The sequence below is a fragment of the Streptomyces sp. NPDC020965 genome, from assembly GCF_044333555.1.
Taxonomy (GTDB): domain Bacteria; phylum Actinomycetota; class Actinomycetes; order Streptomycetales; family Streptomycetaceae; genus Streptomyces.
On sequence record NZ_JBIRRE010000001.1, the window covers coordinates 314,392 to 328,959 of the forward strand.

General features: G+C 69.3%; 12 protein-coding genes. 5 read left to right on the plus strand and 7 right to left on the minus strand.

The window, feature by feature from the left end:
- The first annotated feature begins 147 nt into the window (after positions 1–147).
- Positions 148–327, plus strand: coding sequence for a hypothetical protein (locus ACH4S7_RS01390; RefSeq protein WP_398518985.1), 180 nt, complete (start codon positions 148–150; stop codon positions 325–327).
- Between the two features lie 165 nt (positions 328–492).
- On the opposite strand, the gene dnaE is transcribed toward ACH4S7_RS01390, so the two are convergent.
- Positions 493–4,032: a DNA polymerase III subunit alpha gene (dnaE, locus tag ACH4S7_RS01395; RefSeq protein ID WP_398518986.1), complete on the minus strand. Its 3,540-nt coding sequence runs from the start codon at positions 4,030–4,032 to the stop codon at positions 493–495.
- Between the two features lie 239 nt (positions 4,033–4,271).
- Here dnaE and ACH4S7_RS01400 point away from each other — a divergent pair, with 239 nt between their 5' ends.
- The 3 genes from ACH4S7_RS01400 to ACH4S7_RS01410 all read left to right on the plus strand — a co-directional run bounded on the left by ACH4S7_RS01400 (position 4,272) and on the right by ACH4S7_RS01410 (position 7,381).
- Entirely contained in the window at positions 4,272–5,636 is a 1,365-nt protein-coding gene (locus ACH4S7_RS01400; protein WP_398518987.1) for a DUF2252 domain-containing protein, read from the plus strand.
- A 62-nt stretch (positions 5,637–5,698) separates the two neighbouring features.
- Complete coding sequence (locus ACH4S7_RS01405; protein ID WP_398518988.1) at positions 5,699–6,382, plus strand: hypothetical protein; 684 nt, start codon at positions 5,699–5,701, stop codon at positions 6,380–6,382.
- Positions 6,383–6,562: 180 nt separating this feature from the next.
- Positions 6,563–7,381 carry a thioredoxin domain-containing protein gene (locus ACH4S7_RS01410; protein ID WP_398518989.1) on the plus strand — a complete coding sequence of 273 codons (819 nt, stop codon included), beginning with the start codon at positions 6,563–6,565 and terminating at the stop codon, positions 7,379–7,381.
- 171 nt (positions 7,382–7,552) lie between these two features.
- Here the strand turns inward: ACH4S7_RS01410 and ACH4S7_RS01415 are convergent, their stop codons facing one another.
- Positions 7,553–8,155 (minus strand): dienelactone hydrolase family protein, encoded by a 603-nt coding sequence (locus ACH4S7_RS01415; RefSeq protein WP_398518990.1) that lies wholly within the window; start codon positions 8,153–8,155, stop codon positions 7,553–7,555.
- Positions 8,156–8,178: 23 nt separating this feature from the next.
- Between ACH4S7_RS01415 and ACH4S7_RS01420 the strand changes: the two genes are divergently transcribed.
- Positions 8,179–9,306 (plus strand): mechanosensitive ion channel family protein, encoded by a 1,128-nt coding sequence (locus ACH4S7_RS01420; protein WP_398518991.1) that lies wholly within the window; start codon positions 8,179–8,181, stop codon positions 9,304–9,306.
- A 47-nt stretch (positions 9,307–9,353) separates the two neighbouring features.
- Here ACH4S7_RS01420 and ACH4S7_RS01425 read toward each other — a convergent pair whose 3' ends face one another.
- From ACH4S7_RS01425 to ACH4S7_RS01445, 5 genes are all read right to left on the minus strand, one after another.
- Positions 9,354–10,940, minus strand: a complete 1,587-nt coding sequence (locus tag ACH4S7_RS01425) for a Na+/H+ antiporter (protein WP_398518992.1) — start codon at positions 10,938–10,940, stop codon at positions 9,354–9,356.
- Between the two features lie 186 nt (positions 10,941–11,126).
- Positions 11,127–11,657 carry a GNAT family N-acetyltransferase gene (locus ACH4S7_RS01430; RefSeq protein ID WP_398518993.1) on the minus strand — a complete coding sequence of 177 codons (531 nt, stop codon included), beginning with the start codon at positions 11,655–11,657 and terminating at the stop codon, positions 11,127–11,129.
- A 3-nt stretch (positions 11,658–11,660) separates the two neighbouring features.
- On the minus strand, positions 11,661–12,602 hold the full coding sequence (locus ACH4S7_RS01435; protein WP_398518994.1) for an RluA family pseudouridine synthase: 942 nt from the start codon (positions 12,600–12,602) through the stop codon (positions 11,661–11,663).
- 84 nt (positions 12,603–12,686) lie between these two features.
- Complete coding sequence (lspA, locus tag ACH4S7_RS01440) at positions 12,687–13,247, minus strand: signal peptidase II (RefSeq protein ID WP_398518995.1); 561 nt, start codon at positions 13,245–13,247, stop codon at positions 12,687–12,689.
- 60 nt (positions 13,248–13,307) lie between these two features.
- Positions 13,308–14,159 carry a TraR/DksA family transcriptional regulator gene (locus tag ACH4S7_RS01445; protein WP_398518996.1) on the minus strand — a complete coding sequence of 284 codons (852 nt, stop codon included), beginning with the start codon at positions 14,157–14,159 and terminating at the stop codon, positions 13,308–13,310.
- Positions 14,160–14,568 lie beyond the last annotated feature (409 nt).

The window sequence follows — 14,568 nt, forward strand, 5'->3', positions numbered from 1 at the left end:
GCGTGGCGGGGGCATCGCGAGGTCCGTCGCAAGGGCCGTTTACCTACAGCAATGATCCAAAATGCGGCGTATCGTCCTATATGTGAGTCTGGTCGCGGCCCCGGCCCCCAGGCCCTGGCCCCCCAGACCCCTCGATGGAGGCACACCATGGCCAAGAACAAGAATCGCAAGGGTGGCCATCAGCAGGACCGCTCGGCGGCCCCTGAGCGCGAACCCGAGCAGACGAAGTCGACCGCCTACGAATCACAGGTCCGGCCCCAGTCGCAGGCTCAGGGCAGCCCGGCCGATGTCGCCCGTAAGCACCAGCGTCGTTTCGGCCACAACTGACCGGCCACTGACCATCCGCCGACCGACTGCTGACCGGCCGCCGACCGATCGCCGGCCGACCGCCGACCGTGGCGGAGAGCACGGAAGGGGCGCACCCGTGACGACGGGTGCGCCCCTTCCGTATGCCTCCGTGTGCCGGGCGGGTACGTGCGGAGGTACGCCAGCTCAGCCGGCCAGGCAGGACGGGCCGAGCAGCACCTTCAGGTCACCGAAGAGCGCCGGATCCGGCTGCACCCGGTGCCGGTCGAGCCGGAGCACCGTGGTCGACCGGGGGCCCTGGAGCTTGATCCGCACCTCGGTGTTGCCCTTGTGATGGCGGAGGATCTCCCCGAGCCGGGTGATCATCGGCGGGGTCACCTTCACCGTGGGGATGGTGACGACCACCGGAGCGTTGGTCCCCGCCGACGAGAGATCGGGAACCATCAGCTCCATGGCGACGAGGCGGGGAATGTCCTCGCGCTTGTCGAGGCGTCCCTTGACGAAGACGACGGTGTCCTCCACGAGCTGGGTGGAGACGAGCTGGTAGGTGGCCGGGAAGAACATGCACTCGATCGATCCGGCGAGGTCCTCCACCGTGGCGATGGCCCAGGCATTGCCCTGCTTGGTCATCTTGCGCTGGAGACCGGAGATGATGCCGCCGATGGTGACGACCGCGCCGTCCGCGTGCTCGCCCCCGGTCAGTTGGGAGATCGCCGCGTCCGACTTGTCCGAGAGGACGTGCTCGATACCGAAGAGCGGATGGTCCGAGACGTAGAGCCCGAGCATCTCGCGCTCCTGCGCCAGCAGGTACGACTTCTCCCACTCCACGTCCGAGAACTCGACATCGAGCCCGAACCCCGGCTCATCGTCCCCCTCGTCCCCCATGCCGCCGAAGAGGTCGAACTGTCCCTCGGCCTCCTTGCGCTTGACCGCCACCACGTTGTCGATCATGGGCTCATGGTGGGCGACCAGCCCCTTGCGGGTGTGCCCCAGCTCGTCGAAGGCGCCCGCCTTGATCAGCGACTCCACGGTCCGCTTATTGCAGACCACCGCCTCCACCTTGTCGAGGAAGTCCGGGAACGACCCGTACTTCCCCTTCGCCTTCCGGCACCGGATGATCGAGTCCACCACGTTCGTACCGACGTTCCGGACCGCGGTGAGACCGAACAGGATCACATCGTCACCCTGCGCGGCGAAGTTCGACTGCGACTCGTTCACGTTCGGCGGCAGCACCTTGATGCCCATCCGCCGGCACTCGTTCAGATAGACCGCCGACTTGTCCTTGTCGTCCTTCACCGACGTCAGCAGCGCCGCCATGTACTCCGCCGGATAATTCGCCTTCAGATACGCGGTCCAGTAGGTGACCAGACCGTAGGCGGAGGAGTGCGCCTTGTTGAAGGCGTATCCGGCGAACGGGACCAGCACGTCCCAGAGGCCCTGGATCGCTTCGTCCGAGTAGTTGTTCTTCCGGGCGCCGGCCTGGAAGATCGTGAAGTTCTTCGCCAGCTCCTCGGGCTTCTTCTTGCCCATCACGCGGCGGAGGATGTCGGCCTCGCCGAGCGAGTAGCCCGCGATGATCTGGGCGGCCTTCTGCACCTGCTCCTGGTACACGATGAGGCCGTAGGTGATGTCGAGCACCTCCCGGAGCGGCTCCTCCAGCTCCGGGTGGATCGGGGTGATCTCCTGCTGCTTGTTCTTCCGCAGCGCGTAGTTCGTATGGGAGTTCATGCCCATCGGACCCGGGCGGTACAGGGCCGAGACGGCGGAGATGTCCTCGAAGTTGTCGGGCTTCATCAGTCGCAGCAGCGAGCGCATCGGGCCGCCGTCGAACTGGAAGACGCCGAGCGTGTCACCGCGGCAGAGGAGTTCGAAGGTGGGCGCGTCATCGAGCGGCAGCGCGAGCATCTCCAGCTCGATGCCCTTGTTGGCCTTCACCATCTTGATGGCGTCGTCCATGATCGTGAGGTTGCGCAGGCCGAGGAAGTCCATCTTCAGCAGGCCGAGCGACTCGCACTGCGGATAGTCCCACTGCGTGATCGTGACGCCGTCGGTGTGCCGGACCCAGACCGGGGCGTGGTCGGTGATCGTCTCGCTGGACATGATCACGCCGGCCGCGTGCACGCCCATCTGCCGGACCAGGCCCTCGACGCCCTTGGCGGTGTCGATCACCTTCCGTACGTCCGGCTCGTTCTCGTACATCCCCCGGATCTCGCCCGCCTCGCTGTAGCGGGGGTGCTTGGGGTCGGTGATCCCGGAGAGGTCGATGCCCTTGCCGAGAACATCGGCCGGCATCGCCTTGGTCAGCCGGTCACCCATGGCGTACGGATAGCCCAGGACCCGCGCGGAGTCCTTGATGGCGTTCTTCGCCTTGATCTTTCCGTAGGTGCCGATCATGGCGACCTTGTCCGCGCCGTACTTCTCGGTCACATACCGGATCACCTCGACGCGCCGACGCTCGTCGAAGTCGATGTCGACATCGGGCATCGAGACGCGCTCGGGGTTGAGGAACCGCTCGAAGATCAGCCCGTGCTCGATCGGGTCGAGGTCGGTGATGCCCATCGCGTACGAGACGATCGAGCCGGCCGCGGAGCCTCGGCCGGGGCCGACCGCGATGCCGTTCTTCTTCGCCCACATGATGAAGTCGGCGACCACCAGGAAGTACCCGGGGAACCCCATCTGGATGATGACGTCCATCTCGTACTCGGCCTGCTTCTGGCGGTCCGCGGGGACACCGCCTGGGAAGCGGCGGTCCATGCCGACCCGGACCTCCTCCTGGAACCAGGTGACCTCGGTGTAACCGTCGGGGATGTCGAACTTCGGCATGAGGTTCTTCGCCTCGAACATGCCGGAGTCATCGATCTGCTCGGCCACCAGCAGCGTATTGCGGCACCCCTCCTGCCAGGCGTCCGACGAGTCCACCGCATACATCTCGTCCGTCGACTTCAGGTAATAACCCGTCCCGTCGAACCGGAAACGATCCGGATCCGACAGATTCTTACCCGTCTGAATGCACAGCAACGCGTCATGCGCCGTCGCCTCACTCGCATATGTGTAATGCGAGTCATTCGTCACCAACGGCGGAATACCGAGCTTCTTTCCGATCTCCAGCAGACCGTCCCGCACCCGGCGCTCGATCTCGATGCCGTGGTCCATCAACTCCAGGAAATACCGGCCCTTGCCGAAGATGTCCTGGTAGTCCGAGGCCGCCTGCACCGCCTCGTCGAACTGCCCGAGACGCAGCCGCGTCTGCAACTCGCCCGACGGACACCCGGTCGACGCGATCAGCCCCTCCGACCACTGGGAAATGGTCTCCCGGTCCATCCGGGGCCACTTCTGGAGCCAACCCTCCGCATACGCGTCCGACGACAACCGGAACAGATTGTGCAGACCCGTGCGGTTCGCCGCCCAGATCGTCTTGTGCGTGTAACCACCCGAGCCGGAGACATCGTCCCGCTTCTGATGCGGCTGCCCCCACTTGACCTTACGTTTGTTGCGCCGCGACTCCGGCGCCACATACGCCTCGATACCGATGATCGGGGTCACCCCCGCCTTCTTCGCCTGATGGAAGAAGTCATACGCGCCGTGCAGATTGCCGTGGTCCGTCATCGCGATATGCGACATGCCCATCTCATTACAGGCGTTGAACATGTCCTTCAGCCGCGCCGCACCGTCCAGCAGCGAATACTGAGTGTGCACATGCAGGTGCGTGAAGGGCGGCTTGGTCACGGCGGGGGCCTCCAGAGGGCGGGCGATGGGGGGCGGCGGACGTCTGCGGGGGACAGCGTGGAAGTCTACGACTCCCCGCCGACACCCGACGGGCCGACCGAGCCACCTCATGGCCCCCCGCCGGGGGGCACTCTCGGGGCGCCCCGGGCGTTGAACGAACCAGACGTACCCCCTCCCCCGGCGCCGCTGCCCGGGGAGACCCTTGTCACCACAGTCACCGCACCAGGAGGCGCACAGCGATGCCGGTACCCCACTCGACCGAGGTCACGGCCGAAGAGCGCGGCGAGGAGATCCTCGCCGTCTTCGGGACCGCCTTCGGTGAGCTCCTGGCCGCCGATCCCGCGGCCTTCCGGGTGAAGTTCCGGAAGATGGCCGCCTCCGCGTTCGCCTTCTACCGGGGCGCGGCCTGCGTCTTCTACGGCGATCTGGAGCGGGAGCACACGGTCACGGACGCCGGCTCCGGACCCGAGGTGCGGGGGCCGTATCTGGACGAGCGCACCAGCCGGGTCTGGATCCACGGCGATCTCCACGCCGAGAACTTCGGCACCTACATGGACGCCAACGGCCGGCTGATCTTCAACGTCAACGACTTCGACGAGGCGTATGTCGGCCCCTTCACCTGGGACCTGAAGCGGCTCGCCGCCTCCCTGGCGCTGATCGGCTACACCAAGGCGTTCAGCGACGAACAGATCAGTGAGCTGGTGCGGATCTGCGCCGCCGCCTACCGCGAGCGGATCCACGCCCTCGCCGCCGGCGCGAAGCACGACGAGGTCCCGCCCTTCACCCTGGACACCGCCGACGGCCCGCTGCTGGAGGCGCTCCGCTCCGCCCGGTCGCTCACCCGCTTCTCGCTGCTGGACTCGATGACCGAGATCCGTGACTTCGAGCGCCGCTTCGCCCCCGGGGGCGGCTCGATCGAGCTGGACGCGGCGAGCAGGTACAAGGTGCTGGCGGCCTTCGACGGCTATCTGGAGACCCTGCCGGACTCCAGCCTCACCCGGCCCGACTCGTACCGGGTGAAGGACGTGGTCGGCCGGCGCGGCATCGGTATAGGTTCCGCCGGCCTCCCCTCCTACAACATCCTGCTGGAGGGGAACAGCGACGCCCTGGAGAACGACGTCGTGATCTACATGAAGCAGGCGCAGACCCCGGCGGTCTCCCTGCATCTGGACGATCCGACCGTGCGGGAGTACTTCCAGCACGAGGGCCACCGCACGGTGATCTCACAGCGCGCCCTCCAGGACCACGCCGATCCCTGGCTGGGCTGGACCGAGCTGGACGGCGCCGGTCAGCTCGTCGCCGAGGTCTCCCCGTACGCGGTGGACCTGGACTGGTCGGAGATCGACGACCCGGAGGAGATCGCGGCGGTCGTCGCGGACCTCGGCCGGGCCACGGCCACCATGCACGGCGCGGCGGACGAGCAGAGCGGCCACTCCCTGGTGCCGTTCTCCACCGAGCGGGCCATCGACGCGGCCATCGCCGCCGACGAGGACGGCTTCCCGGAGCTGCTGGTCGATTTCGCGCACCGTTACGGCGCCCGCGCCCGGCGTGACCACCAGATCTTTGTGGACCTCTTCCGCAATGGCCGGATACCTGGCCTGTAGGACCGAATAGGACCGGATCCCTTAAGGCTCCTCTCACGGAGCCATGGCACACTCGGCAGACGATGGACGTATCGGGAATGCAGTTCAGGGCGCTGCGGGCGGCGATCTTCACGGCACTGGTCGTGACGCTGTCCGCCGCTTCCCATGTGCTGCTCTCCCGGGCCCCGCTGCCGTGGTTCACGGTCGCCGGGCTGTCGGTGGGCGTCTTCGCCGTCGCGTACGCGTTCTCGAGCCGGGAGCGGGGGTTCTGGCGCATCGCCGCTCTGCTCGTCCCGCTTGAACTCGCCGCCGACACGATCTTCACGGCCGGCCAGGACGCCTGTTACGGCCCCGCCGGCGGACCGGTCTCCGGTTCGCTGCGGGCGCTGGGGCTCGATGTGCTCTGCGGGGGCGGGGTCGGCACCCAACTGCCCGGGGTCACGGCTGCCGGGGACGGCGCCGCCGGTCTGCCGGCCGCCACCGACTCCGCCGCTCCCTGGCTGCTGCTCGCCGCCCATATCGCGGTCGGACTGCTCGCGGCCGGCTGGCTCCGGCACGGCGAGGCCGCGCTGGCCGGTCTGGTGCGGGCGGTGGGCGCGTACGCCTTCCGGCCACTGCTCATCGCGTTCGCCGTGGTGACGGCGGCGCACCGGCCGGTACGGCGCCCGGTGCGCCCCGTGCCGCCGGGCGCCGCCTCCCGCACCCGCACGCTGGTCCACTCCGTCGCACGACGGGGACCGCCGCCCGCCTTCGGGCTCTGCGCCTGAGCGCACCGCGCCCCCGGGACCCTCTCGATCCGGGACCCGCGTACGGCTGCGTGCCTCTGGCGCACACAATCCGCGCGCACATCTCATTTCCGCGCGCACATCTGTCGTGAATTCTGCGTATTTTCGGCTTTCCCGCTTTCCGTATCCCGGCGATACGACATCCTTCCGGAGTGAATCAGCATGAGTGCACGTAACAACAAGGCCAACAAGGCGGCGGCCCGTGAGCGGCTCCGGGTGGAGCGCGAGCAGCAGGCCAAGAAGGAGAAGACCCGTCGGCAGCTCATCGTCATCGCCTCGACGGTCGCGGTCCTCGCCGTGGCCGGTGGCATCAGCTACGCGGTGATCCAGAGCAACGAACCGACCGCCTGGGAGTCGGCGAAGGACGCGAAGACCGTGACCGCGCCCAAGAACACCTCGGGCACCCACGGCACGGAGGTCGTCGTCGGCAAGGCGACCGCCAAGAAGACCCTCGAAGTGTTCGAGGACGCCCGCTGTCCCTCCTGCGCCCAGTTCGAGCAGGGGGTCAGCGAGACGGTCAAGAAGGACCTCGCGGCCGGTAAGTACAAGCTCAAGTTCGTCGGCGCCACCTTCATCGACAACATGGACGACGGCGAGGGCTCGAAGAACGCGCTCAGCGCCCTGGGCGCGGCGCTGGACGTCAGCCCGGAGGCGTTCACCGAGTACAAGGCGGCCCTCTACTCGAAGAAGTTCCACCCCACGGAGAGCAAGGACACCTTCGCCAAGGACTCGTACATGCTGGAGATCGCCGACAGCGTGCCGGCGCTGAAGAACAACGCCGCGTTCGAGAAGAACGTCAAGGACGGCACGTTCGACGCCTGGGCGATGAAGATGTCGAAGGAGTTCGACGACAGCGGTGTCGGGGGTACGCCGACGCTCCGGATGGACGGCAAGAAGATCACGGTGGAGGGTTCGGATAACCCGCCGATGACGGCCGACGAGTTCAACACGGCCGTGGGCAAGGCGCTCAAGGCCGCCTAGGCCCGCGGAACCCGCGCACGGCATCGGAGTCCGAGGCCCGCGGAACCCGCACGGCGTCAAAGCCTCAGGCTCTTCCGAGCCCGCGCGGCTCCCTGGGGGCGGGCGGACCTCCCGGTTCGCCCGCCCCTCGGGCCCGGCCCCCCCGGCGGCCGATGGCGGGTCCCGCCCGCGCTACTTCTCCGGCGTCTCCAAGGTCTCCGGCGTCTCCAGGGTCTCCAGGAAGCCGAGCGCCACCCGCCAGGTCTGCTCGGCCGCCTCCGCGTCGTAGTCCGGCAGCTCCGGGTCGGTGTAGAGGTGTCCGGCGCCCGGGTAGCGGTAGACCTCGACGTCCGCGCCCGCCTTGCTCATTCCCAGGTACCACGCCGTCAGCCAGTCATGCGGCTCGAACGGATCGGGATCGGCGATATGCAGTTGTACGGGCAGTTCGTCGACGGCCGCGTTCGCCGCAATGTCGGACGTGCCGTGCAACAGCAGCAGCCCGCGGGCCTTCTCGTCGCCCAGCGCCAGCGTCTGCGCGATCGAGGCGCCCAGCGAGAACCCCGCGTAGACCAGCCCCCGGTCCGAGTAGGGCGCGGCGGCCAGCACCGCCCGCTTCAGCAGCTCGTCCTTGCCCAGCTCGTCCTTGTAGGCCATCCCCGCCTCAACGTCGCCAAAGGTCCTGCCCTCGAAAAGATCGGGCGTCCACACCCGGTGACCAGCCGTTTCCAGGCGTTCGGCGGCCGACCGGACGGCGGGGCGAAGACCGTATGTCGAAGAGAAAAGCATGATGTCCATGAGGTCAGGTTACGTTCGAAGACATGGAGAACGTGCTGCGCCCTTTGATCGTCATCGGCGGTTCGGTCGTGCTCACGCTGGTCGTGGGCTGGCTGGTCGACCTGCTGCTCCGCCGAGCCGACACCCGGCATCCGGAGACCCCGCTGTGGGGTCTGCTGCGCCGCTGCCGCCTTCCCCTGCAGTTCGTACTGATCACGGCGCTGCTGAGCGGGACCTACCGACAGGCCGAGATCGGCAGCCTCAGAAGCCACCACGACGGCATCGGACGGATCCTGTCCCTGGTGCTGATCGGCGCCTCCGCCTGGCTGGCCGTCAAGGTCGCCACGGCCGTGGTCGAGTCCACCTACAGCCGCTACGCGGCGGCGACCCGCGATCCGGCCCGAGTGCGCCGGGTGCGGACCCAGGTCACGCTGATCCAGCGGGTCGTCATCGCCGTCGTCGGGGTGGTGGCGGTCGCGGCGATGCTGCTGACCTTCCCGGCCATGCGCACGGTCGGTACGTCGATGCTGGCGTCGGCCGGTGTGCTCGGCATCGTCGCCGGTGTCGCCGCCCAGTCGACGCTGGGAAACCTCTTCGCCGGATTCCAGATCGCCTTCGGCGACATGGTGCGGATAGGGGACACGGTGGTCGTGGACGGCGAGTGGGGCACGGTGGAGGAGATCACCCTCACCTTCCTCGCCGTACGGACCTGGGACGAGCGCCGGATCACCATGCCGGTCTCGTACTTCACCAGCAAGCCGTTCGAGAACTGGTCGCGCGGCGGCGTGCAGATGACCGGTACCGTCTTCTTCCACCTGGACCACGCGGCCCCGGTGCCGGAGATGCGCGAGAAGCTCCATGAGGTGCTGCGCGACTGCCCGGCCTGGGACGGCCGCGACTGGTCGCTCGCCGTCACGGACACCACCCCGTCGACCATGCACGTGCGGGCGGTCGTCACCGCGAAGGACGCGGACGACATCTGGACCGTACGGTGCGTGGTGCGCGAGCGGCTGATCGCCTGGCTGTACGAGCACCATCCGTACGCGCTGCCGCGGATCGCCACGGCACCGGCGGCGGAGGCGACGGCGGCGGTGAGCCCGCCGCTGACGAAGCGGCCCGAGAGCGAACCGGTGGCGGCGGACGAGGTACGCCCCCGGACGGGCCGGGGCTGACCCCTGCGGTGCCGGGGCGCCATCCCACCCGGGGTGGCGCCCCGGCCTCAGCGCAGGCTGCGCACGTCCAGATGCCGCAGCACCCGGTCCACCACCTCCGGATTCGCGCCGGGTTCACTCCGGGCGGCGAGGACCTCGTGCCGGGCGGCGGACATCATCTCCCGCTGGATGCGGCGGACGGTCCTGGCCCGCTCGGTACGCCGGGCGTACCACTCGCGCCGGTCCTCGTCGATGATGTCCGGGCTGATCCAGGCCGCCACCTCGTACGCGCCGCGCAGCAGCCGTTCGCTGACCTCCTCCGGCAACTCCTCGACCTGTTCGATCTCCCGCAGCCGGTGTCTGGCCGCGCGGGCGGCCCGGATCGCGAGGCCACGCTCCAGTTCGCGTTCGGATTCGGTGTCGGCGCGCACCCCCAGCCGCCGGACCAGCCAGGGGAGGGTGAGCCCCTGGATCACCAGGGTGGCGAGGATCACCACGAAGGCGATGAAGACGATCTCGCTCCGGCCCGGGAACGGCGCACCGCTGTCGGTGGTCAGCGGAATGGCGAGGGCCAGCGCGACCGAGGCCACCCCACGCATCCCGGACCACCACATGACGACCGTCTCGCGCCAGCTCACGGGGATGTCCTCGTCGTAGTCCCGCCGGGTGTGGAGCCGTTTGGCGGCCCAGGTGGCGGGCAGCAGCCACAGCAGCCGTACGCCGACGACGACCGCCGCGACCGTGGCGCCCCAGCCGATCAGCTCGGGCAGCCGGCCGTCCTCGGTACCGAAGACGGTGTGCAGTTCCAGCCCGATGAGCCCGAAGGCCACCCCGGTCACCAGGGTGTCGATGATCCCCCAGAAGGTGTTCCCGGCCAGCCGGCCCATGACGTCGTCCGCGTCGGCGGTGTGCTCGGCGAGGAAGAGCGCGGTGGTGAGTACGGCGAGGACACCCGAACCGTGCAGCTCCTCGGCCAGCACATAGCTCACGAACGGCACCATCAGGGAGAGCCCGACCTGGAGGGTGGCATCGCCGAGGAAGCTCATCAGTTTGTTGGAGAGCCAGCCGAGGGCGAATCCGACGGCGACCGCGACGACGGCGGAGAGCACGAGCCGCTCGGCCGCACCGGACCAGGAGAAGGTTCCGCTGACCGCCGCCGCGACGGCCACGTGGTAGAGCACGATCGCCGTGACGTCGTTGAAGAGTCCCTCGCCCTCCAGGATGGAGACCAGCCGGCGCGGCAGCCCGAGCCGGCCGGCGACCGCGGTCGCGGCGACCGGATCGGGCGGTGCGACCAGGGCGCCGAGCGCGACGGCCGCGGCGATCGGCAGTCCGGGCACGATGGCCTGGGCGACGGCGGCGACCGCCGCTGTGGTCACGAACACCAGGGCGACGGCGAGCAGCAGGATCGGCCGCAGATGGGCGGTGAACTGCCGCCAGGAGGTGCGCTGGACGGACGCGTACAGCAGCGGCGGCAGCACCAGCGGCAGGATGAACTCGGGTGGGATCTCGACGGTCGGTACGAAGGGGAGAAAGGCCACACCGGCCCCGGCGAGGGTCATCAGCACCGGTGCGGGAAGATCGAGCCGCGCCCCGAGCGGTACGGTCACCACGGCTCCGAGCAACAGCACGAGCAGTAGCGCGAGTTGGTCCACGGTGGGCCCTCCGGGGGTTGGAAACCACCACGATCAAGGGCTCAGCCTGCCACGCATAGTCGGACATAAGCCTGCATGACGGGCGGTGGCTCCCCCACCAACGTGAGCGCGGGGTCGGCGCGCGGCGCGCAGCCGGCTCCGACAGGGGCGGCCCGGGGAGTGTCTTCAGGACGGTGCGGACACGACCTACAGCTCCCGCCGCATCCCCTGGTGGCCGATTCCGGCCTCGTCGTACTCCGGCCCGTAGGCCGTGTATCCCAGCCGTTCGTAGAACCCGCGCGCATGGGTCTGGGCGTGCAGGTCCATGACCGTGAGACCCCGCTCGCGCGCCGCGTCCTCGATCGCGCGGACCAGTGCGACACCGACGCCGAGACCGCGCGCCGCGGGGACCACGGCCAGCCGGCCCAGCGAGCCCACGCGGGGATCGCCGCCCGTCCGGTCGGCCGCCGCCGGGCCGTGGAGCAGCCGCCCCGCGCCCAGCGGGGTGCCGTCACCGGCCAGTGCCAGCAGATGCACGGTGTCGGCGCCGTCCTCGTCGAAGACGTCGTACTCGATCTCGACGGGGACCCGCTGTTCGATGACGAAGACGTCCTCGCGGACCGCGAAACACGCCTTCCGGTCCGCGGGCCCCTCGGCGACCCGGACCAGGAAGGACCGCTCCGCCGGTGCGGAGCACCCCGCGACGGTCACGCTCCCGTCCAGCGGGTCGGCACTCATCCCTCAGGCGCTCTCTGCGGCGATCTTGTCCAGCGCACCGCGCAGATCGTCCGGGTAGCCGCTCTCGTACTCCACCCAGCGGCCGTCCGACGGGTGCTCGAAGCCGAGGCGCACCGCGTGCAGCCACTGGCGGGTCAGTCCGAGGCGCTTGGCCATCGTCGGGTCAGCGCCATAGGTCAGATCGCCCACACAGGGATGCCGGTGGGCCGCCATGTGCACCCGGATCTGGTGGGTGCGCCCGGTCTCCAGCTTGATGTCGAGGAGGGACGCCGCGCGGTACGCCTCCAGCAGGTCGTAGTGGGTCACGGAGGGCTTGCCCTCGGCGACGACGGCCCACTTGTAGTCGTGGTTCGGGTGGCGGCCGATGGGGGCGTCGATCGTCCCGCTCATCGGGTCCGGGTGCCCCTGCACCAGCGCGTGGTAGCGCTTGTCGACCGTGCGCTCCCGGAACTGCTGCTTGAGCAGGGTGTACGCGCGCTCCGACTTCGCCACCACCATCAGGCCCGAGGTGCCGACGTCCAGCCGGTGCACGATGCCCTGGCGCTCGGCGGCGCCCGAGGTGGAGATGCGATACCCGGCGGCGGCGAGGCCACCGATCACCGTGGTCCCGGTCCAGCCGGGGCTCGGGTGCGCGGCCACGCCCACCGGCTTCATGATCACGACGATGTCGTCGTCGTCGTGGACGATCTCCATGCCCTCGACCGGCTCGGCCACGACCTGGACCGGCGCGGGCGCCTGCGGCATCTCGACCTCAAGCCAGGCGCCGCCGTGCACCCGCTCGGACTTTCCGACGGCCGCGCCGTCGACCAGCACCTTCCCGGCGGCGGCCAGCTCGGCCGCCTTCGTACGAGAGAACCCGAACATCCGGGAAATGGCGGCGTCGACGCGCTCGCCCTCAAGGCCATCGGGTACGGGCAGGGTGCGGATCTCGGGAAGCGTACTCACCCGTCGAGTATGCCTTGTTCCCGGGCACCACGTGCCCGGGGACGATTCCCTGTGGACAACACGCCGGGCGGGACGGCCCCGGGGTCAGTCCTTGTGGACGGTGCCGTCGGGGTCGAGCCCCTTGAAGGAGAGGATCACGATCAGCACGCCACCGCAGACGATCGCGGTGTCGGCGAGGTTGAAGACGGCGAAGTGCGCGGGCGCGATGAAGTCCACGACCGCGCCCTTGAAGACGCCGGGGTAGCGGAAGATCCGGTCGGTGAGATTGCCCAGCGCACCGCCGAGGAGCAGACCGAGCGCGATGGCCCAGGGCAGGCTGTAGAGCTTGCGCGCCAGCCGGATGATCACGAGGATCACCGTCGCCGCGATGGCGGTGAAGATCACGGTGAACGCCTCGCCGATACCGAAGGCCGCGCCGGCGTTCCGTACCGCCTCGAACTTCAGCCAATCACCGATGATCTCTATGGGCTCGTGGTGCTCCAGCTTGGCCACCACGAGCATCTTGGTGACCAGGTCGATCAGATACGCGACGGCCGCCACACCGAACAGCACGGCGATCCTGCGCCCGCCCTTGGGCCGGTCGGCGGGGGCCGCGGCCTCGCCGTCCCCGTCTGGCGTACCGATGATGCGCTCCGCCTCTGCCACGTGAGTCCCTCAACCTAGGTGCTTGACTGACGTCGAGGGTACGGCACGGCATTTGCCGAATCAGCCCCGCCGTTCCTGCTTCTGCTTGCACTCCACACAGAGCGTGGCCCGCGGGAACGCCTGCATACGGGCCTTGCCGATGGGTTTGCCGCAGTTCTCGCAGATCCCGTAGGTCCCCGCGTCGAGCCGCCGCAGCGCCCGCTCGGTCTGCTCCAGCATCTCGCGGGCGCTGGCGGCGAGCGCCAGCTCGTGCTCGCGGGTGATGTTCTTGGTCCCGGTGTCGGCGTCGTCGTCGCCCGCGCCACCGCCGGAGTCCCGCATCAGCCCGGCCAGCGCCGCCTCGGACGCGGTCAGCTCGGCGTTCAGCCTGACCACCTCGCCCGCCAGCTCGGACCGGGCCTCGGCGACCTCCTCCGGGGTCCAGGGGTCCTCGCCGGGCCGCACCGCCAGCCCGTCCGGAGCCGTCGCCGCCGCACGGGCCGTGGGCACGGCTGTGGCGCTCTTCCGAGCGGCCACGGTCTTCTTCGATCCCACCGTCCTGGCTCCTGTCTGCTGTGCGCCATCGGCCGGGACCCCGGTGGCCCCGGCCGCACTCGCGGCCGTCTTCTTCGCGGCCGTCTTCTTCGCGCTCTTCTTGGCCGCCTTCTTGGCGACCGCCTTCTTCACCGCGACCTTCTCCCCGACAGCCTTCTTCCCCGCCGCTTTCTTCCCCACCGCCTTCTTCGCGGCACCCTTCCCCCCGGTGGCCTTCTTCACCCCCGACGCCTTCTTCGCTCCGGCGACGGGGGCTCCCCCGCCAGCGGTCTCCGGGGGAGCGTCGCCGGTCGCCTCCGGAGGATCGTCGGCAGCCGCCTCGGCGGCGGTGGATCTCGCGGACGCCGGATGTCTCTCGGCGGTCTTCTTCGCCACCATGGCCGCGGCCCCTTCACATATTGTGATCTTGCACGCGAATCGTGCTGGGACGATAAATCGACTCTGGGCCCGCGGCAAACGGACCACGCCGCCGCCGCGCCGGTCCCCGCCCCCACCGGAGACGCTCCGCACAGCCGTCCCGCCCCGCCCCCGCCGCGTCATCCACCCCCCGGGAGCATCCGCGCCCCTTCCGCCGGGTCCGGCCATTCGGGCCCCACCCGGTTGGCCATTCGGGTCATCCGCGGGGCCCCGTGCGCGGCGCGGGAAAAGCGGTCGGAGTACCACGTCGGGGCCCCGTACACTGGCCTGAGCGAAAGGCTTGGATGGGGACGAGTAGCGGCGCAGGCGGCCAAGAGCGACCCGGGGACGGTGTGAGCCCGGGGGTGAGCGCGCGGTGAAGCATCACCCC